This is a genomic window from Phenylobacterium sp. (assembly GCF_035276905.1).
GTDB lineage: Bacteria > Pseudomonadota > Alphaproteobacteria > Caulobacterales > Caulobacteraceae > Phenylobacterium.
Map to the genome: position 1 here is coordinate 1 of NZ_DATELG010000245.1, position 18,404 is coordinate 18,404.

21 protein-coding genes are annotated in these 18,404 nt (G+C 70.2%); 16 read left to right on the top strand and 5 right to left on the bottom strand.

The window, feature by feature from the left end; genetic code table 11:
• On the bottom strand, window positions 1-1,275 hold a 1,275-nt coding region (locus tag VJS38_RS11275; RefSeq protein ID WP_324088243.1), incomplete at its 3' end, for an ATP-dependent helicase.
• A 122-nt stretch (window positions 1,276-1,397) separates the two neighbouring features.
• Here VJS38_RS11275 and VJS38_RS11280 point away from each other — a divergent pair.
• Entirely contained in the window at window positions 1,398-1,523 is a 126-nt protein-coding gene (locus VJS38_RS11280) for a hypothetical protein (RefSeq protein ID WP_324088244.1), read from the top strand.
• On the opposite strand, the gene VJS38_RS11285 is transcribed toward VJS38_RS11280, so the two are convergent.
• Window positions 1,504-1,728, bottom strand: coding sequence for a ribbon-helix-helix domain-containing protein (locus tag VJS38_RS11285; protein ID WP_324088245.1), 225 nt, complete (start codon window positions 1,726-1,728; stop codon window positions 1,504-1,506). The genes VJS38_RS11280 and VJS38_RS11285 overlap by 20 nt on opposite strands.
• A 94-nt stretch (window positions 1,729-1,822) precedes the next feature.
• Between VJS38_RS11285 and VJS38_RS11290 the strand changes: the two genes are divergently transcribed.
• Window positions 1,823-2,518, top strand: coding sequence for a Coq4 family protein (locus VJS38_RS11290; RefSeq protein WP_324088246.1), 696 nt, complete (start codon window positions 1,823-1,825; stop codon window positions 2,516-2,518).
• Between the two features lie 9 nt (window positions 2,519-2,527).
• On the opposite strand, the gene VJS38_RS11295 is transcribed toward VJS38_RS11290, so the two are convergent.
• Entirely contained in the window at window positions 2,528-2,704 is a 177-nt protein-coding gene (locus VJS38_RS11295; protein WP_324088247.1) for a DUF4169 family protein, read from the bottom strand.
• 60 nt (window positions 2,705-2,764) lie between these two features.
• Between VJS38_RS11295 and VJS38_RS11300 the strand changes: the two genes are divergently transcribed.
• Window positions 2,765-3,001, top strand: coding sequence for a DUF2171 domain-containing protein (locus VJS38_RS11300; RefSeq protein WP_324088248.1), 237 nt, complete (start codon window positions 2,765-2,767; stop codon window positions 2,999-3,001).
• Window positions 3,002-3,035: 34 nt separating this feature from the next.
• Here the strand turns inward: VJS38_RS11300 and VJS38_RS11305 are convergent, their stop codons facing one another.
• Window positions 3,036-4,238, bottom strand: coding sequence for a pyridoxal phosphate-dependent aminotransferase (locus tag VJS38_RS11305; RefSeq protein ID WP_324088249.1), 1,203 nt, complete (start codon window positions 4,236-4,238; stop codon window positions 3,036-3,038).
• A 144-nt stretch (window positions 4,239-4,382) separates the two neighbouring features.
• On the opposite strand from VJS38_RS11305, the gene VJS38_RS11310 reads away from it, so the two are divergent.
• Together VJS38_RS11310 and VJS38_RS11315 are read left to right on the top strand one after the other, a co-directional pair.
• The gene (locus VJS38_RS11310; RefSeq protein WP_324088250.1) at window positions 4,383-5,093 is read left to right on the top strand and encodes a TVP38/TMEM64 family protein; all 711 of its coding nucleotides are present in this window, start codon (window positions 4,383-4,385) and stop codon (window positions 5,091-5,093) included.
• Window positions 5,094-5,123: 30 nt separating this feature from the next.
• The gene (locus VJS38_RS11315; protein ID WP_324088251.1) at window positions 5,124-6,692 is read left to right on the top strand and encodes a 2-isopropylmalate synthase; all 1,569 of its coding nucleotides are present in this window, start codon (window positions 5,124-5,126) and stop codon (window positions 6,690-6,692) included.
• Here the strand turns inward: VJS38_RS11315 and VJS38_RS11320 are convergent.
• Complete coding sequence (locus VJS38_RS11320; protein WP_324088252.1) at window positions 6,689-7,588, bottom strand: LysR family transcriptional regulator; 900 nt, start codon at window positions 7,586-7,588, stop codon at window positions 6,689-6,691. The genes VJS38_RS11315 and VJS38_RS11320 overlap by 4 nt on opposite strands.
• A 96-nt stretch (window positions 7,589-7,684) precedes the next feature.
• Between VJS38_RS11320 and VJS38_RS11325 the strand changes: the two genes are divergently transcribed.
• The 11 genes from VJS38_RS11325 to VJS38_RS11375 all read left to right on the top strand — a co-directional run bounded on the left by VJS38_RS11325 (window position 7,685) and on the right by VJS38_RS11375 (window position 18,332).
• Window positions 7,685-8,668 carry an aldo/keto reductase gene (locus tag VJS38_RS11325; protein ID WP_324088253.1) on the top strand — a complete coding sequence of 328 codons (984 nt, stop codon included), beginning with the start codon at window positions 7,685-7,687 and terminating at the stop codon, window positions 8,666-8,668.
• An 87-nt stretch (window positions 8,669-8,755) separates the two neighbouring features.
• On the top strand, window positions 8,756-9,352 hold the full coding sequence (paoA, locus tag VJS38_RS11330; RefSeq protein WP_324088262.1) for an aldehyde dehydrogenase iron-sulfur subunit PaoA: 597 nt from the start codon (window positions 8,756-8,758) through the stop codon (window positions 9,350-9,352).
• The gene (locus VJS38_RS11335) at window positions 9,349-10,314 is read left to right on the top strand and encodes a xanthine dehydrogenase family protein subunit M (protein WP_324088254.1); all 966 of its coding nucleotides are present in this window, start codon (window positions 9,349-9,351) and stop codon (window positions 10,312-10,314) included. Before paoA ends, VJS38_RS11335 begins: the two co-directional genes overlap by 4 nt.
• Window positions 10,315-10,318: 4 nt before the next feature.
• A complete protein-coding gene (gene paoC / locus VJS38_RS11340) occupies window positions 10,319-12,526 on the top strand; it encodes an aldehyde oxidoreductase molybdenum-binding subunit PaoC (RefSeq protein WP_324088255.1) in 2,208 nt (735 codons plus the stop codon).
• Window positions 12,527-12,690: 164 nt separating this feature from the next.
• The gene (locus VJS38_RS11345) at window positions 12,691-13,056 is read left to right on the top strand and encodes a response regulator (protein WP_324088256.1); all 366 of its coding nucleotides are present in this window, start codon (window positions 12,691-12,693) and stop codon (window positions 13,054-13,056) included.
• A gap of 120 nt (window positions 13,057-13,176) precedes the next feature.
• Window positions 13,177-13,704: a chemotaxis protein CheD gene (locus VJS38_RS11350; protein WP_414692437.1), complete on the top strand. Its 528-nt coding sequence runs from the start codon at window positions 13,177-13,179 to the stop codon at window positions 13,702-13,704.
• Window positions 13,705-13,945: 241 nt separating this feature from the next.
• The gene (modA, locus tag VJS38_RS11355; protein ID WP_324088258.1) at window positions 13,946-14,701 is read left to right on the top strand and encodes a molybdate ABC transporter substrate-binding protein; all 756 of its coding nucleotides are present in this window, start codon (window positions 13,946-13,948) and stop codon (window positions 14,699-14,701) included.
• A gap of 4 nt (window positions 14,702-14,705) precedes the next feature.
• Window positions 14,706-15,377, top strand: a complete 672-nt coding sequence (gene modB / locus VJS38_RS11360; protein ID WP_324088259.1) for a molybdate ABC transporter permease subunit — start codon at window positions 14,706-14,708, stop codon at window positions 15,375-15,377.
• Entirely contained in the window at window positions 15,374-16,117 is a 744-nt protein-coding gene (locus tag VJS38_RS11365; RefSeq protein ID WP_324088260.1) for a molybdenum ABC transporter ATP-binding protein, read from the top strand. Before modB ends, VJS38_RS11365 begins: the two co-directional genes overlap by 4 nt.
• The gene (locus VJS38_RS11370) at window positions 16,114-16,905 is read left to right on the top strand and encodes a TOBE domain-containing protein (RefSeq protein WP_324088261.1); all 792 of its coding nucleotides are present in this window, start codon (window positions 16,114-16,116) and stop codon (window positions 16,903-16,905) included. The genes VJS38_RS11365 and VJS38_RS11370 overlap by 4 nt, the downstream gene beginning before the upstream one ends.
• Before the next feature lie 383 nt (window positions 16,906-17,288).
• Window positions 17,289-18,332, top strand: a complete 1,044-nt coding sequence (locus tag VJS38_RS11375; protein ID WP_012522835.1) for a rod shape-determining protein — start codon at window positions 17,289-17,291, stop codon at window positions 18,330-18,332.
• The last annotated feature ends 72 nt before the right edge of the window (window positions 18,333-18,404 follow it).

Genomic DNA, 18,404 nt, shown 5'->3' on the forward strand with positions numbered 1-18,404 from the left:
GGCATGGGCGTCGCGGATCTCGGCGCGCTCGAAGAACCGTTGGCCGCCGATGATCTTCAGCGGGATCTGCAGGAGGGCGAAGCGCTCCTCGAAGGCGCGCATCTGGAACGAGGCGCGCACCAGGATGGCGATGTCGCGATAGCGCCGCGGGTCGCGGTCCCCTCCGCCGTGCTTGGCCCGTTCGACCTCCTCGGCGATCAGCCGGCTCTCGGCCTTGCCGTCCCAGACGCCGCGGACAACCACCTTCTCGCCGCCGTCGGACTCGGTCCACAGCGTCTTGCCGAGCCGGCTCTTGTTCGTGGCGATCAGGCCGGAGGCGGCGGCCAGTATGTGGCTGGTCGAGCGGTAGTTGCGCTCCAGCCGGATCACCTTCGCGCCTGGGAAGTCGCGCTCGAAGCGCAGGATGTTGTCCACCTCCGCGCCTCGCCAGCCATAGATCGACTGGTCGTCGTCGCCGACGCAGCAGACGTTCTGCCGCTTCTGGGCCAGGAGCCTCAGCCACAGATACTGGGCGACGTTGGTGTCCTGGTACTCGTCGACCAGCAGGTAGCGGAACCGCTCGTGATAGTCGGCCAGCACGTCCAGGTTGGCGGTGAAGAGCGTCAGGTTGTGCAGCAGAAGGTCGCCGAAGTCGCAGGCGTTCAGCACCCGCAGCCGCTCCTGGTACTGGCGGTAGAGCGCCTGGCCTTTTCCATTCGCGAAATGCTGCGCCTCGGCCGGCGGCAGGCGGTCCGGCGTCCAGCCGCGGTTCTTCCAGTGGTCGATCAGCCCGGCCAGCGCCTTCGGCGTCCAGCGCTTGGCGTCGATGTTCTCGGCCTCCAGGATCTGCTTGATCAGCCGTTCCTGATCGTCGGTGTCGAGGATGGTGTAGTTCGACTTCAGCCCCACGAGCTCGGCGTGGCGGCGCAGGATCTGGGCCGCGATCGAGTGGAAGGTGCCTAGCCAGCGCAGGCCCTCGGCCTGGGGGCCGATGATGGCGGTGATCCGCTCGCGCATCTCGCGCGCGGCCTTGTTGGTGAAGGTGACCGCCAAGAGCTCCCAGGGCCGGGCCCGGCCGGTCGCCAGGATGTGGGCCAGGCGGGTGGTCAGCACGCGCGTCTTGCCGGTGCCGGCGCCGGCCAGCACCAGCACCGGCCCGTCGGTTGTTTCGACCGCGTCGCGCTGCTCGGGATTCAGCCCGGCCAGGTAGTCGGGCGCTGGGCCCCGCGGTCGCGCCAGCTCGCTGATGCGCGGCGCCGGAAGCTCGTCGTCGAAGGGGGATTCGGAAGCGGACATCGGAACATATGTAGCACGCCGCGACGCCGGCTTAAGTCCCGGCGACGACGCGGAACTTCCGGCAAGGGCCCTTGTTGGGACCGCGAGGCCAACAGCCCTCGCGCAGACACCGGGCGGGAACGATGTCGGACGAGCCGCGCCACCGCCGCCACACCTCCATGCCGATGATCGTCTGGGCGCTCGCGGGCATTCTGGTCGTCGCCCTGTTCGTCCTGGCGCTGGGGATCCTCAATCCCGCCGGCGGCTGAGGCCGGCCCAGGCGAGGGCGGCGACGCGGCAGGCCGAGGCCAGCGGCCGTTCGCCGCGCTCGGCGTCGATGCGCAGGACCAGGGCCGCCAGGCTGGCGCCGCGGGCCTTCGCCATCTCCTCCAGCACCGCCCAGAATTCCGGCTCCAGCGCGATCGAGGTGCGGTGGCCGGCGAGCTGGAGGGAGCGTTTGCGCAGGCTCTGCATGGCCCTGCTTTCCCGCGGGGAAGGCGTTCGATCAAGGCTCTTGAAAAAAGATGACGCATGCGTCATTTTCTTCGGGCGCAGAAGGATCACGCTCATGGCCGCGGCTCAGGGCGCCGAAGCGGCGCCCGCGCGCGGCGTCGCGACCAGGCTGGAATGGGGACGGGCGCTTGCCGCGCTGCGCAAGCTGCTGGCCGACGGCGAGGACACCGCCCAGGTCTTCGAGATCATGCGGGCGCTGAACGGCAAGGCGAACGTGCGCAACTACCAGCGGCTGCTGACGACCCGCGAGGGCGGCCGGATCGCCTACGAGCACGTCGAGCTCGCCGACCTCTTGATGGACGACGCCTGGCTGGACGCCCTGCCGGACGGCTCCGTCGGGGCCGCCTACCGCGAGTTCATGCGCGCCGAGCGGCTGTCGGCCGAGGGGCTCGCCGCGGTCAGCCGCCAGCGGCTGGCGCAGATCGAGCAGGCGCATCCCTACGCCTGGTTCGGCCGCCGCACCCGCGACATCCACGACGTCTGGCATGTGCTGACCGGCTACGGCCGCGATCGCCTCGGCGAGGCGTGCCTGGTGGCCTTCTCGTACGCCCAGACGAGAGGGCCCGGCTGGGCGCTGATCGCCCTCGGCGCGGTGTTGCGCACGCGCAACCTGCCGGTCGCCCGCGCGATCTGGCAGGGCTTCCGCCGCGGCCGCGCGGCCGCCTGGCTGCCCGGCGAGGACTACGAGCGGCTGCTGAACGAGCCGCTGGACGCGGCCCGCCGGCGGCTGCGGATCACGTCGCTCCCTTAATGGGGGGGACTATTCGTCCCGCTTCTTCTCCTCGTGCGCGCGCCGGGCGCGCTCCGCTTCCAGCTTCGATGTCGTCTTCTCCGCCTTGGTCCGGCCGAAGCGGACGCGGTTCTCGGCCGCCTGGACCTTTTCGTCGGCGCGGGCGCGGGCCTTGCGGAACTTGTTGAGATTGATCGGCTCGGTCATGCGAAACCCCTGGCCTGATCATTCGTTTAGCGGGCCCGGCAATCAACGAGGAGTCTGATCATGGTGCAGGCTTCACAGATCCGCGAGCACATGAAGGTGGTCGGATCCGACGGCAGTCACATTGGGCGCGTCGACCACGTCGTCGGCGACGAGATCGAGCTTTCGAAGTTCGGCCTCTTCTCCGGGCTGAAACACCACATGATCCCGTTCAGCTGGGTCGAGAGCGTCGACGACAAGGCCGTGCACCTCAACCGCACCCGCGACGCCGCGAAGTCGCAGTGGCGCGAAAAGCACTGACTCATCCGCTCCCCGCACGCGGGGAGCGGCATGATTACTTCACGCTGGCGCAGAAGCGCTGGATGCGGGTGCAGGCCTCTTCCAGCACCGAGTTCGCCGTGGCGTAGCTGATGCGGAAGAAGGGCGAGAGGCCGAAGGCCGCGCCGTGCACCACCGCCACGCCCTCGGCTTCCAGGAGCTCGTTCGCGAAGTCGGCGTCCGAGGCGATCCGATTGCCGCTCGGCGCGGTCTTGCCGATCAGCCCTGCGCAGGACGGGTAGACGTAGAAGGCGCCTTCCGGCGTCGGGCAGTTGATGCCGGCGGCCTGGTTCAGCATCGAGACGACCAGGTCGCGACGGCCCTGGAACAGCTTCTGGTTCGGCTTGATGAAGTCCTGGGTCCCGTTCAGCGCCTCGACCGCGGCGTACTGCGAGATCGAGCAGGGGTTCGAGGTGGTCTGGCTCATCACCTTGCGCATCAGGTTGATCAGCGCCTCGGGGCCGGCGGCGTAGCCGATCCGCCAGCCGGTCATGGCGTAGGCCTTGGAGACCCCGTTCATGGTCAGGGTCCGGTCGTAGAGCGCCGGCTCCACCTGGGCGATGGTCCAGAACTCGAAGTCGTCGAACAGCAGGTGCTCGTACATGTCGTCGGTCAGGATCCAGACGTGCGGGTGGCGCAGCAGCACGTCGGCCACCGCCCGCAGCTCGGCCTTGGTGTAGGCCGCGCCGGACGGGTTCGAAGGCGAGTTCAGGAACACCCAGCGGGTCTTCGGCGTGATCGCCGCTTCCAGGTCGGCCGGCTGCACCTTGAAGCCGGTCTCGGCGGTGGTCTGGACGAAGCGGGGCTCGCCGCCGGCCAGCAGCACCATGTCCGGGTAGCTGACCCAGTACGGCGTCGGGATGATCACTTCGTCGCCCGGGTTCAGGGTGGCGACCATGGCGTTGTAGATCACCGGCTTGCCGCCCGGCGAGACGTTCACCTGGGCCGGCTTGTAGGAGAGGCCGTTCTCGCGCTGGAACTTGGCGCAGATGGCTTCCTTCAGCTCCGGAACGCCGTCGACGTTGGTGTACTTCGTCTTGCCGTCGCGGATCGCCTTGACGGCGGCTTCCTTGATGTTGTCGGGCGTGTCGAAGTCCGGCTCGCCGGCGGCCAGGCCGATGACGTCCCGGCCTTGGCCGCGCAGGTCGCGGGCTTTCTGGTCGGCCGCGAGCGTGGCGGAGGGCTTCACGCGGGAAAGGGCGGCGGACTGCAGCGACATGGCGGGCTGTGCTCCCGGCTGGAGGTGGAGGTGAAAAGCGCGCGCGGTTTAGCCCAAGTGTGCGCCGCGGCAAACCCAATCCTCCCTCCCTTCCGGGAGGGAAGCTTGACCCCGCCTTCCCAATCGGCGACCTCACGCCTCCAGATGCGCCGCCTTCTGCAGTTCCTGTCCAACATGGACGCCAAGGCGTGGCGGACGCTGGCGGTCTCCTTCCTGCTGTTCGGCGGCGTGGGCGTGGTCTTCCTGTTCGGGGCCCAGGTGCTGGGCTTCAGCGGCGAGGCGACGGTGGAGCGGTGGATGGGGGCTGCGAGCGGGCCCCTGGCGCTGCCGGTCGCGGTGGCGGCCTTCGCCGCCCTGGCCTTCGTCGGGGTGCCGCAGTTCATGCTGATCGCCGCCGCCGTCGTGGCCTTCGGCGGGCTGGCGGGCTTCGCCTACAGCTGGATCGGCACCATGGTCTCGGCCCTGGTCGGCTTCTACCTGGGGCGCGCGGCGGGGGCGGGGGCGCTGGAGCGGTTCTCCGGCGCCGGGGTGAAGCGGTTCATGGACCACGTCGGCAGGAACGGCTTCCTGGCCAGCCTGATCGTGCGCCTGGTCCCCTCGGCGCCGTTCATCGTCGTCAACATGGCCGCCGGGGTGACGCCGATGCGGGCGCTCGACTTCGCCGCCGGCACGGCCATCGGCATCGTGCCGAAGATCGCGCTCACCGCCTTCGCCGGCGCCTCGATCGCCAAGGCCATGCGCGGCGAACTGGGGCGCGACCTCCTGTGGCTGGTCGTGCTGGCCGTCGCCTGGATCGGCGTCGGCTGGGCGGCGCGCCGGTGGCTGCGCTCGCGGGAGAAGCCGGCCGCGGATTGAGGCGCAGCGTCCGCTGGGCTAAATTTCGCCATGACCCAATCCGCCGACGTCGCCCGCGACCGCGTCATCATTTTCGACACCACCATGCGCGACGGCGAGCAGTCGCCTGGGGCCTCGATGTCGCTCCAGGAGAAGCTGGAGCTCTCCAAGATCCTCGAGGAGATGCGCGTCGACGTGATCGAGGCGGGCTTTCCGATCGCCTCCAACGGCGACTTCGAGGCCGTCCGCCAGATCGCCGAGATCGTGACGGAAAGCACCGTCTGCGGCCTGTCGCGCGCCGCCCCCGGCGACATCGAGCGCTGCGCCGAGGCGCTGAAGCCGGCCAGGCGCGGCCGCATCCACACCTTCATCTCCACCAGCCCCGTGCACATGAAGTGGAAGCTGCAGATGGAGCCGGAGGCGGTGCTGGAGGCGGTGACCCGCTCGGTGACCCACGCCCGCAACCTGATCGACGACGTCGAGTGGTCGGCGGAGGACGCCACCCGCACCGAGCGCGACTTCCTGCGCCGTTGCGTCGAGGCCGCGATCAAGGCCGGCGCCACGACCATCAACATCCCCGACACCGTCGGCTACAGCTATCCCGACGAGTACGCCGCCATATTCCGCGACCTGATCGAGACGGTGCCGGGCGCGGACAAGGTGGTCTTCTCCACCCACTGCCACAACGACCTCGGCCTGGCGGTCGCCAACAGCCTGGGCGGGCTGAACGGCGGCGCGCGCCAGATCGAGTGCGCCATCAACGGCATCGGCGAGCGCGCCGGCAACGCGGCGCTGGAAGAGATCGTCATGGCGCTGCGGGTGCGCGGCGACAAGCTGGCCTACGAGACCGCCGTCGAGCCGCTGCAGATCACCCGGGCCTCGCGCTACGTCTCGGCGATCACCGGCTTTCCGGTGCAGTTCAACAAGGCGATCGTCGGCAAGAACGCCTTCGCCCACGAGAGCGGCATCCACCAGGACGGGATGCTGAAGAACGCCGAGACCTACGAGATCATGAAGCCCGAAGACGTGGGGCAGGGCGCCACCAACCTCGTGATGGGCAAGCACTCCGGCCGCCACGCGTTCCGCGAGAAGCTGAAGGCGCTGGGCTACGAGCTGGGCAAGAACGCGCTCGACGAGGCCTTCCGGCGCTTCAAGGACCTGGCCGACAAGAAGAAGCACGTTTTCGACGACGACATCGTCGCCCTGGTCGACGACGCGCTGGCCTCGGGCGCGGACCGCATCCAGGTCAAGCACCTGCGGGTCATCGCCGGCACCGGCGGGCCGCAGGAGGCCTTCCTGACGCTCACCGTCGACGGCGAGGACCGCTCGGCCAATGCGACGGGCGACGGCCCGGTCGATGCGGTGTTCCACGCCATCCAGCTGGCGGCGCCGCACGAGGCGGTGCTGCGTCTGTTCCAGGTGCATGCGGTGACCGAAGGCGCCGACGCCCAGGCCCAGGTCTCGGTGCGGCTGGAGGACGAGGGCCGCATCGCCACCGGCCAAGCCGCCGACACCGACACCCTGACCGCCTCGGCCAAGGCCTACGTCAACGCGCTGAACAACCTCTTCGCCCGCAAGGAGAAGTCGGCGCCGGGCGGACGGGTGGCCAGCGGCTTTTAGGATCTCCCGCGATAACGCAAGGCCTCCACCAGGAGGGCGAAGGCCGGCGAGAGCTGGCGGCGGCTGGGATAGTAGAGGTGATAGCCGGGGAAGGGCGGGTGCCAGTCGTCAAGCACCTGCACCAGCCTTCCGTCCGCGAGATGCTCCTCGGCCTGGTCCTGCAGCACGCAGGCGAGGCCCAGGCCGGCTGCGGCGGCCTTCAGCACCATGGTGTTGTCGTTGAACACCAGCTGGCCGTCGACCCGCACGTTCAGCGGCCGGCCGTCCTTCTCGAACTCCCAGGCGTAGAGGCCGCCAAGCGTCGGCAGGCGCACGTTGATGCAGCTGTGGCCAGTGAGCTCATGCGGCGTGCGCGGCACGCCATGGGCGGCGAAGTAGGCCGGCGCGCCGACGCAGGCCATGCGCATGTCCGGACCGATCCGCACGGCGATCATGTCCCTGGCGACCTGTTCGCCAAGCCGGACGCCGGCGTCGTAGCGCTCGGCGACGATGTCGGTCAGGCTGGCCTCGATCGCCACCTCGACCTTGATGTCGGGGTAGTCCGGGATCAGCCGCTCCAGCGCCGGCCACAGGACGGTCTCGGCCGAATGTCGTGTGGCCGTGATGCGGATCGCGCCGGTCGGTTTCTCCCGCAGCTCGCCAAGCTCGACCAGCAGAGCGTCTATGTCGTCGAAGGCCGGGCGCAGGGTCTCGACCAGCCGCTCGCCCGCCTCGGTCGGCGCGACGCTGCGCGTGGTGCGCGTGAGCAGCCGCAGGCCGAGTCGGGTCTCGAGGCGACGGACCGTGTGGCTGAGCGCCGATTGCGACGTCCCGAGCCTCGCCGCGGCCCGGGTGAAGCTGCGCTCCTCGGCGACCGCCAGGAAGGCGGTCAAGTCGCCAAGCTCGTCGCGGCGCATTCATGAACTCCAGACATAGGTGCATGCCGATCTTAACGGCTAATCGGTGCGGCTTGCGCGCCCTAAGTTCTGTTCGCAACGGACACGGAGCTAGCTATGCAAAAGCGCAAACTCGGCCGCAGCGGCCTGGAAGTCTCCGCTCTCGGCCTTGGCTGCATGGGCTTGAGCTTCGGCTTCGGACCGGCGACCGACCGCAGCGAGGCGGTGAGTCTGATTCGGGCCGCCTTCGACCGCGGCGTCACCTTCTTCGACACCGCCGAGGCCTATGGCCCCTATGTGAACGAGGAGCTCGTCGGCGAGGCTTTGGCGCCGGTGCGCGACCAGGTTGTGATCGCCACCAAGTTCGGCTTCAAGGACGCGAGCGCCCTGGTCGGCCTCGACAGCCGGCCCGAGCACATCCGGGCGGTCGCCGAGGCCGCGCTCAAGCGGCTGAGGGTCGAGACGATCGACCTCCTCTACCAGCATCGCGTCGACCCGGACGTGCCGATCGAGGACGTCGCCGGGACGGTGAAGGCGCTGATCGGCGAGGGCAAGGTGAAGCACTTCGGCATGTCCGAGGCCAGCGCCCAGACCCTCCGTCGCGCCCATGCGGTCCAGCCGGTCGCGGCCCTGCAGAGCGAGTACTCGTTGTGGTGGCGCGAGCCGGAGGAGGAGATCCTGCCGACGCTGGAAGAGCTGGGGATAGGTTTCGTGCCGTTCAGCCCGCTGGGCAAGGGGTTTCTGACCGGCGCGATCACGGCCGACACTCGATTCGACGAGGCCGACTTCCGCAGCCATTCGCCGCGCTTCGAGCCCGACGCCCGGGCGGCGAACCAGGCCCTGGTGGTCGAGATCGGCCGGATCGCGGCGAGCAAGGGAGCAACGCCCGCGCAGATCGCGCTGGCCTGGCTGCTGGCGCAGAAGCCGTGGATCGTGCCGATCCCCGGCACGACCAAGCTGCATCGCCTGGAGGAGAACCTCGCCGCCGCCGCCGTCGAGCTGACCGCCGAGGATCTGGCCGGCATCGAGCGCGCCGTCTCCGGCGTCGCGGTGCAGGGCGCCCGCTATCCGGCGGCGCTGCAGGCGCTCGTGCAGCGCTAGACTCCAGGCTTGGCAATCGAGGAGAACCCATCGGTGGATCGCGGCCCCAGAGATGCGGACGACCTTCCCGAAGGCGCGATATTCGACATGTCCAGGCGCGGCGTGCTGGCTGTAGGCTGCGCCTCGCTGGCGTCGCCGGCCGTGGCGGGCGTCCGACAACCAGGAGCGCCGGTCATGTCCCGAGTGTCGTTCACCGTAAACGGCGAGCCGCGCACCCTCGAGCTCGACACCCGCACCACCCTGCTCGACGCGCTGCGCGAGCACCTGCGGCTGACCGGCACGAAGAAGGGCTGCGACCATGGCCAGTGCGGGGCCTGCACGGTGGTCGTCGGCGGACGGCGGATCAATTCCTGCCTGACGCTGGCGGTGATGCACGAGGGCGACCGCATCACCACGATCGAGGGCCTGGGCCGGCCGGAGGCGCTGCACCCGATGCAGGCGGCCTTCGTCAAGCACGACGGCTACCAGTGCGGCTACTGCACGCCCGGCCAGATCTGCTCGGCGGTCGCCGTCCTCGAGGAGATCAAGGCCGGCGTGCCGAGCCATGCCAGCGCCGACATCACGGCCGCGCCGCAGGTCACGACAGACGAGCTGCGCGAGCGGATGAGCGGCAACATCTGCCGTTGCGGCGCCTACTCCAACATCATCGAGGCGATCGCCGAGGTCGCCGGAGGCGGGTCATGAGGGCCTTCAGCTACGAGCGCGCGACCTCGCCCACGCGCGCCGCCGCCGCGGCGGCGAAGACCAAGGGCGCGAAGTTCATCGCCGGCGGCACCAACCTGCTCGACCTGATGAAGCTGGAGATCGAGACGCCCAGCCACCTGATCGACGTGTGCGGCCTGGGCTTCGACAAGATCGAGCAGACGCCCGACGGCGGCCTGCGCATCGGGGCGCTGGTGCGCAACACCGACCTCGCGGCCGACCCGCGCGTGCGGCGCGACTATGGGGTGCTGTCGCGGGCGCTGGTGGCCGGCGCCTCGGGGCAGCTGCGCAACAAGGCGACGACCGCCGGCAACCTGCTGCAGCGGACGCGCTGTCCGTACTTCTATGACACCAACCAATCCTGCAACAAGCGCCGGCCCGGCAGCGGCTGTGCGGCGCTCGGCGGGTTCAGCCGGCAGCTGGCGGTGATCGGCGCGAGCGAGGCCTGCATCGCCACCCACCCGAGCGACATGGCGGTGGCGATGCGCGCGCTGGACGCGACCGTCGAGACGGTCCAGGCGGACGGCAAGGCCCGCCGGATCCCCATCGCCGACTTCCACAAACTGCCCGGCGAGACGCCGCATCTGGAGACGGCGCTCGAGGCCGGCGAGCTGATCACCGCCGTGACCCTGCCCAGGCCGCTTGGCGGGGTTCACGCCTATCACAAGGTCCGCGACCGGGCGTCCTACGCCTTCGCCCTGGTGTCGGTGGCGGCGGTCGTCCAGCCCGACGGGACCGGCCGCGTGGCGCTTGGCGGCGTCGCCCCCAAGCCGTGGCGGGTCGAGGCGGCCGAGGCCCGGATGCCCCAGGGCGCCAAGGCGGTCACGGCCGAACTCCTGGCCGGCGCGAAGCCCACGCCGGAGAACGCGTTCAAGCTGCCGCTGGCCGAGCGCACGCTGGGCGCCGTGCTGGCCGCCAGTCGAGTGCAAGCGGCGAGGGCCTGAGACCATGAAGTTCGACACGCCCGCCGCCGACAACCCGATCGACCGGTTGAGAATCGTCGGCCGCCCGGCCGACCGGATCGAAGGCCCGCTCAAGACCACCGGGACCGCGGCCTACGCCTACGAGCGCCACGACGTCGTCCGCAACCAGGCCTACGGCTACGTGCTGGGCTCGGCCATCGCCAAGGGACGGATCCTGGCGATGGACGCGAGCCGCGCCAAGGCCGCGCCGGGCGTGCTGGCGGTCGTCACCGCCGAGAACGCCGGTCCCTTGTCCAAGGGCGCCAGCAACACCGCCAAGCTTCTCGGCGGGCCCGAGATCCAGCACTACCACCAGGCGGTCGCGGTGGTGGTCGCCGAAAGCTTCGAGCAGGCGCGGGCCGCTGCGGCCCTGATCAAGGTCAGCTACGAGGCCGCCCCCGGCGCCTTCGACCTCGCCGCCGCCAAGGCTAGCGCGGTCAACCCCGGCATGATCTTCGGCAGTCCGGCCGACACGGCGGTCGGGGATTTCGCCGGCGCCTTCGCTGCGGCCCCCGTCCAGCTCGACGAGACCTACTCCACGCCCGACCAGGGGCACGCGATGATGGAGCCGCACGCTACCATCGCCGCCTGGAACGGCGAGGAGCTGACGCTCTGGACCTCGAACCAGATGATCGACTGGAGCCGCCGCGAGATCGCCACGACGCTCGGCCTCGCCAAGGAGAAGGTGCGGCTGAGTTCGCCCTTCGTCGGCGGCGGCTTCGGCGGCAAGCTGTTCCCGCGCGCCGACGCGATCTGTGCGGCGTTGGGCGCGCGCGCCGCCGGCAGGCCCGTCAAGGTGGCCCTGACCCGGCCGCTGATGTTCAACAACACGACCCACCGGCCGGCCACCATCCAGCGGATCCGTATCGGCGCCACGCGCGAGGGCAAGATCACCGCCATCGGCCACGAAAGCTGGTCCGGCGACCTGCCGGGGGGCCATGCCGACGGCGCGGTGGACCAGACCCGCGCCCTCTACGCCGGCGCCAACCGCATGACCGCGACCCGGCTGGCGGCCCTCGACCTGCCGGAGAGCAACGCCATGCGCGCGCCCGGCGAGGCGACGGGGATGATGGCGCTGGAGGTCGCCATGGACGAGATGGCCGAGAAGCTCGGCCTCGATCCGGTCGAGTTCCGCATCCGCAACGACACCCAGGTCGACCCCGAAAAGCCCGAGCGGCGCTTCTCCCAGCGCCAGCTCGTCGAATGCCTGCGGCTCGGCGCCGAGCGCTTCGGCTGGCGCGCGCGCAATCCGAAGCCGGCCAGCGTGCGCGACGGCGGCTGGCTGATCGGGCTGGGCGTGGCGGCGGCCTACCGCGGCGCGCCGGTCCAGAAGTCCGCCGCGCGCGTCAGGCTGGACGGGGAGGGCGTCTGCACGGTCGAGACCGACATGACCGACATCGGCACCGGCAGCTACACCATCATCGCCCAGACCGCGGCGGAGATGATGGGCCTGCCGCTGCACAAGGTGGTGGTGCGCCTGGGCGACTCGACCTTCCCGGCGTCCGCCGGCTCCGGCGGGCAGTGGGGCGCGGCGAGCTCGACCGCCGGGGTCTACGCCGCCTGCGTCAAGCTGCGCGAGGCCGCCGCCCGGAAGGTCGGCTTCGATCCCGCCCAGGCCGAGTTCGCCGACGGCTACGTCCGGCTGGGCAACCAAAGCGTCGCCTTGGCGCAGGCCGCCGGGCCGGACGGCCTCGCCGCCGAGGACGCGATGGAATACGGCGACCTGGCGACGACCTACCGCCTGTCGACCTTCGGCGCGCATTTCGTCGAGGTCGCGGTCGATGCGGCGACCGCCGAGATCAGGGTGCGGCGGATGCTGGCGGTCTGCGCCGCCGGGCGTATCCTCAATCCGAAGTCGGCCCGCAGCCAGGTGATCGGCGCCATGACCATGGGCGTCGGCGCGGCCCTGATGGAGGAGCTGGCGGTCGACAAGCGGGTCGGCTTCTTCGCCAACCATGACCTTGCGGGCTACGAGGTGCCGGTCCACGCCGACATCCCGCACCAGGAGGTGATCTTCCTCGACGAGGTCGATCCTCTGTCCTCGCCGATGAAGGCCAAGGGCGTGGGCGAGCTCGGCATCTGCGGCGTGGCCGCCGCCATCGCCAACGCCGTCTACAACGCTGTCGGCGTGCGGGTCCGAGACTATCCGGTTACGCTCGACAAGCTGCTCGCCGGAATGCCCGAGACCGTCTGAGGCCATCTCGTCGGATGTCAGGCTAAGTTTCTGACGATCCTGGCGAAACCGAACCTTAAGCAGACGCCTCCCAGAGTGCGGGATGTCAAAGGGAGGAGAGCCAGAATGGCCAGCGACAGGACAGGTTGCGACTTGGCGAAGACTTGCCGTGGCGAGGTCGCCGCATGAGCAAGACCGTGCTTACCGTCGACGACTCGCGGACCATGCGGGACATGCTGCGCATGGCGCTGATCGACGCCGGCTTCGACGTGGTCCAGGCGGAGGACGGCGTTCAGGGCCTGGAGCTCCTGCAGGAGACCCGCCCGGACGTCATCATCACCGACATCAACATGCCGCGGATGGACGGCTACGGCTTCATGCAGGGCGTGCGGGCGGACGCCCAGAACCGGGGGATCCCGATCCTGGTGCTGACCACCGAATCCAGCCCCGAAAAGAAGCTTCGCGCGCGCGACGCCGGCGCCACCGGCTGGATCGTCAAGCCGTTCGACCCGAAGAAGCTGGTCGACGCCGTCAACCGCGTGGCCGCCTAGGGGAACGCCCGCGTGAACGACATCGGCACTCTTGCAGAACGCCGCTCGGCGAGGCTGGCGCGCGCCGCCGCCACGAGCCCGCCGCCGGTCCAGGTCCGCCGCACGACCGCCGACGGCGAGATCGTGCACATCGTGCAGGGCGAGCAGTACGTCAGTGAAGACCCGAGCATCGTCATCTCGACCCTGCTCGGCAGCTGCGTCGCCGCCTGCCTGCGCGATCCCGTAGCCCGCGTCGGCGGCATGAACCACTTCCTGCTGCCCGGCGCGGACACTGCTCGCGGCGAGTGCGAGAACATCGGCATCGGCGTCCACGCCATGGAGCTCTTGGTGAACGCGCTCCTGGCGCACGGCGCGCGGCGTGAGCGCATCGAGGCGAAGCTGTTCGGCGGCGCCTGTGTGGTCGCAGGCCTGACCAGCGTCGGCGAGAAGAACGCCCGGTTCGCCGAGGAATTCCTCCGCCGCGAGGGGATCCAGCACGTCGGCGGCTCGCTGCGCGGGGATTCCGGCCGCAGGCTGCAGTACTGGCCCGTGAGCGGCCGCGCCCGGCAGGTGTTCATGGGCAGCGCCGCGCCGGAGCTCATCGCCCGCGAGACCCGGCCCGTCGCACCGCCCAAGGCCGAGGACGCCGGCGCGCTGGAGCTGTTTTAGGGGACCCCTTTCCCCCTCGATGGGGGAAAGGCCGGGATAGGGGGTGCTGGCAGGGCTTGTGCGGTCGAGACACTGGTCGGCGCAGGCGCCAAGAGCGGCAAATGACCTTGACGCCGGAGCCACACCCCCATCCCAACCCTTCCCCCATCGAGGGGGGAGGGCTTTCGCAGCGTCAACCTTGCTCCCCCGCCGCTCACAGCGTTATGAAGTCGCTCTTTATAACGACTCGGGGGTCCGGAACATGCGCGCTATCACTCGACGCTTGTCGCTGGTCGGCGTGCTGTTTGCCTGGGCGCTCGCGGTCCCGGCGCTCGCCGCCGAGACCCAGGTCGCCGTGGCGGCCAACTTCACCGAGCCGGCCAAGGAGATCGCCGCAGCCTTCACCGCGGCGACCGGCCACAAGGCGATCCTGAGCTTCGGCTCCTCCGGCCAGTTCTACGCCCAGATGGCCCACGGCGCGCCCTATGAGGTCTTCCTGTCGGCCGATGCCGACCGGCCGAAGAAGGCCGAGCAGGACGGCCTGGGCGTGCCCAACACCCGCTTCACCTACGCCGTCGGCCGGCTGGTGCTCTATTCGAAGACCCCGGGCCTGGTGGACGAGGGCGGGGCGGTGCTGAAAAGCGGCAAGTTCGCCAAGCTGTCGATCGCCGATCCCGCCGCCGCCCCCTACGGCGCGGCCGCGGTGCAGGCCATGCAGCGGCTGGGCGTCTACGATCAGGTGAAGCCGAAGATCGTGCAGGGGACCTCGATCACCCAGGCCTACCAGTTCGTCGCCTCGGGCGCGGCCGACCTGGGCTTCGTGGCCCTCTCGCAGGTCATCGACCAGCAGGGCGGCTCGCGCTGGCTGGTGCCGACCGGCGACCACAAGCCGATCGACCAGCAGGCGGTGCTGCTGTTCACGGGCCAGAAGAACCCGGCGGCGGCGGCCTTCCTGAAGTTCCTCAAGAGCCCGCAGGCGGTCGCCATCATCAGGCGCTACGGTTACGAGGCCCGCTGAGGCCGTGGGACAGGTCGTCTGGACAACGCTGGCGCTGGCGAGCCTGACGACCGTCATCCTGCTCGTGGTCGCCGCTCCCCTGGGTTGGTGGCTGGCGCGCAGCCAGGCGTGGTGGAAGGAGGCGGTGGCGGCGCTGACCGCCCTGCCGATCGTCCTGCCGCCCACAGTGCTGGGGTTCTATGTGCTGATCGCGCTGGGCCCCCAAAGCCCCCTGATGAGCCTCCTGCATCCCCTCGGGGTGCGAACGCTCGCCTTCACCTTCGCCGGCCTGGTGATCGGCTCGGTGATCTATTCGCTGCCCTTCGCCGTGCAGCCGATCCGCAGCGCCTTCGAGGCGATCGGGGCGCGGCCGCTGGAGGTGGCGGCCACGCTTCGGGCTTCGCCGCTCGACGCTTTCGCGAACGTCGCTCTGCCGCTGGCCGGGCGCGGGTTCCTGACCGCCGCGGTGCTGGTCTTCGCCCATACCGTCGGCGAGTTCGGCGTCGTGCTGATGATCGGCGGCGCCATTCCCGGCAAGACCGAGGTGGTGTCGATCCGCATCTTCCAGGACGTCGAGGCGCTGAACTTCGCCGACGCCCACAAGCTGGCGGCGGGCCTGGTGGCGTTTTCGTTCGTGGTGCTGCTGGGGCTGCTCACCCTGCAGCGGCGGGCCGAGGCGCGGCGGGGCGCGGCGTGATCCGGCTGCGCCTCAAGGGCCGCTTCGGCGGTTTCGCCCTCGACGCCGCGGCCGAGGTCCCGGCGGCCGGCGTCACGGCGCTGGTCGGCGTCAGCGGTTCCGGCAAGACCACCCTCCTGCGCTGTCTGGCGGGCCTGGCGCGCGCCGAGGGTGAGGTCATGGTCGGCGAGGCGGTCTGGCAGGACGACCGGCGGTTCCTTCCGCCGCCCCGGCGCGGCGTCGGCTACGTCTTCCAGGAGCCCAGTCTGCTGCCGCACCTGTCGGTGCGCGGCAACCTTGCCTTCGCCGCCAGGCGGGCCGGGAAGGGATCGGGCGCGTCGTTCGACGAGGCCGTGGCGATGCTCGGCCTGCAGAAGCTGCTCGACCGCTCGGCGGCTTCGCTCTCCGGCGGCGAGCGCCAGCGCGCGGCGATCGCGCGGACGCTGCTGTCGCGGCCGGTCCTGCTGCTGATGGACGAGCCGCTCTCCAGCCTCGACGCGGCCAGCAAGGCCGACGTGCTGCCCTATCTCGATACGCTGCACCAGACGCTGAAGCTGCCGATCCTCTACGTCAGCCACGACGCCCTTGAGGTCGCCCGGTTGGCGGACCGGGTGCTGCGGATCGAAGGCGGCCGGCTCCGCGGCCCCGCGACGGAGCTGGGCGGCGCCGATCCGCTTCAGGTGCTGGACGCCGCGCAGATCCGCGCCCTGGCGCGCGCGGCCCTGGCCGCAGGGATTTCCGTGGAGCCGGGAACGCCATGACGCCGGACGAGCTCGACGTCGCCGTCAGCCTGAAGCGCGGCCTCTACCCGCGCGTCGGCCTGGACCGAATCGCGCTGATCGAGGCGGTCGACGACCTGGGCTCGATCACCGCGGCCGCCAAGCGGCTGGGCCTGAGTTACAAGGGCGCCTGGGACATCGTCCAGGCGCTGAACAACCTCTTCGCCGCCCCCTTGATCGAGGCCGCGCCCGGCGGCAGGTCCGGCGGCGCAGCCACCGTGACCGCGCGCGGACGCGAGGTTGCGACGGCTTTCCGCCGCGTTCAGGATGAGATCGACGCCGCCGTCGCCAAGCTGGAGGCCAGCTTCGCCGGCGAGGCGGCGCGGGACCTCTTCTGGAGCCTGGGCATGAGGACGAGCGCGCGCAACGCCCTTCGCGGCGAAGTCAGCCGGATGATCGACGGCGCGGTGAACAGCGAGGTCGGCCTCAAGGTCGCCGACGGCGTCGAGCTGACGGCGATCCTGACCCGCCGCAGCGTCGCCGACCTCGGCCTGGCGCTCGGCAAGCCGGCGATCGCGCTCATCAAGTCGAGCTTCGTCGTCCTGGCGAAGGGCGAGGGCCTGCGCACCTCGGCGCGCAACCAGATCGCGGGCGTCGTGACGAGCCGCGAGGACGGGGCGGTGAGCAGCGAGATCTCCGTCGACATCGGCGGCGGCAAGACCCTGACCGCGACCGTCACCCTGGAGAGCGCCGAGGCGCTGCGGATCGCCGTCGGCGACCGCGTGACCGCGTTGATCAAGGCCTCGCACCTGATCCTGGCGGTGGAATAGCTGGTGCGCCGGGCTCGCCCGCATCCGAGGCATGGGCCGGAGCGGGGCGCCAGCGGCAAGGCGCCGCGCCGCCCGGATGATCAACCGGATGTTACGGCAGGGCTGCGCCGGAGCGCGCCGCCGCCGGCGTGCTCTCCTGAGGGGCGAATTTGCCCAGCTTTCGATTCGGCCGGCTCGTAAAGCGTGACCGAACGGTGAAATTCGCGCGCGACGCGAGCGCGCAGGCGCTGCATTCTCCCTTGAATTCGCCCATGGGGCAGGGCACACGAACGACAAGCCAGCCAGGAAGGACGTAGCGACTCGGCGCAATCTATGGCGTCAATGAGCTTGCTTTCCGACTCTGGCGGACCCGCCGTCCCCGCCCCCATTCACCAGGGCCTTGCATGATCTCTTCCCTCTTCGGCGCGATCTCGAACGACATCGCCATCGACCTCGGAACCGCCAACACCCTCATCTACATGAAGGGCAAGGGGATCGTGCTGAACGAGCCCTCGGTGGTGGCGCTGCGCAACGTCGGCGGGCGCAAGGTCGTCCACGCCGTCGGCATCGAGGCCAAGCAGATGCTCGGCCGCACGCCCGGGCACATGGAGGCCATCCGCCCGATGCGCGACGGGGTCATCGCCGACTTCGAAGTCGCCGAGGAAATGATCAAGTACTTCATCCGCAAGGTGCACAACCGCAAGGGTTTCGTGAACCCGAAGGTGATCGTCTGCGTGCCGTCGGGCGCCACCGCGGTGGAGCGCCGGGCCATCAACGATTCCTGCCTCAATGCGGGTGGCCGTCGCGTCGGCCTGATCGACGAGCCGATGGCCGCGGCGATCGGCGCCGGCCTGCCGATCCACGAGCCGACCGGCTCGATGGTGGTCGACATCGGCGGCGGCACCACCGAGGTGGCCGTGCTCTCGCTGTCCGGCATCGTCTATTCGCGCTCGGTCCGCGTCGGCGGCGACAAGATGGACGAGGCGATCATCAGCTACATGCGCCGCAACCATAACCTCTTGATCGGCGAGACCACCGCCGAGCGCATCAAGAAGGAGATCGGCACCGCCCGCGCGCCGGCCGACGGCGAGGGCCTGTCGATCGAGGTCAAGGGCCGCGACCTGATGCAGGGCGTGCCGCGCGAGGTGCGCATCAGCGAGAAGCAGGCTTCCGACGCGCTCTCCGAGCCGGTCGGCCAGATCGTCGACGCGGTGAAGATGGCGCTGGAAGCCACCCCGCCCGAGCTGGCCTCGGACATCGCCGACAAGGGCATCATGCTGACCGGCGGCGGCGCCCTGCTGCGCGGCCTGGACGCCGAGATCCGCGACCACACCGGCCTGCCGGTGACGGTGGCGGACGATCCGCTGTCCTGCGTCGCGCTCGGGTGCGGCAAGGTGCTCGAACATCCCAAGTGGATGAAGGGCGTCCTCGAGTCCACATTGGCGTAAGGGGTCGGCGACTCGCGGTCATGAGGGCCGGCGTGGGCTGTCGCAGGCCGAGTGGGGGCGCGTTGAATGTCC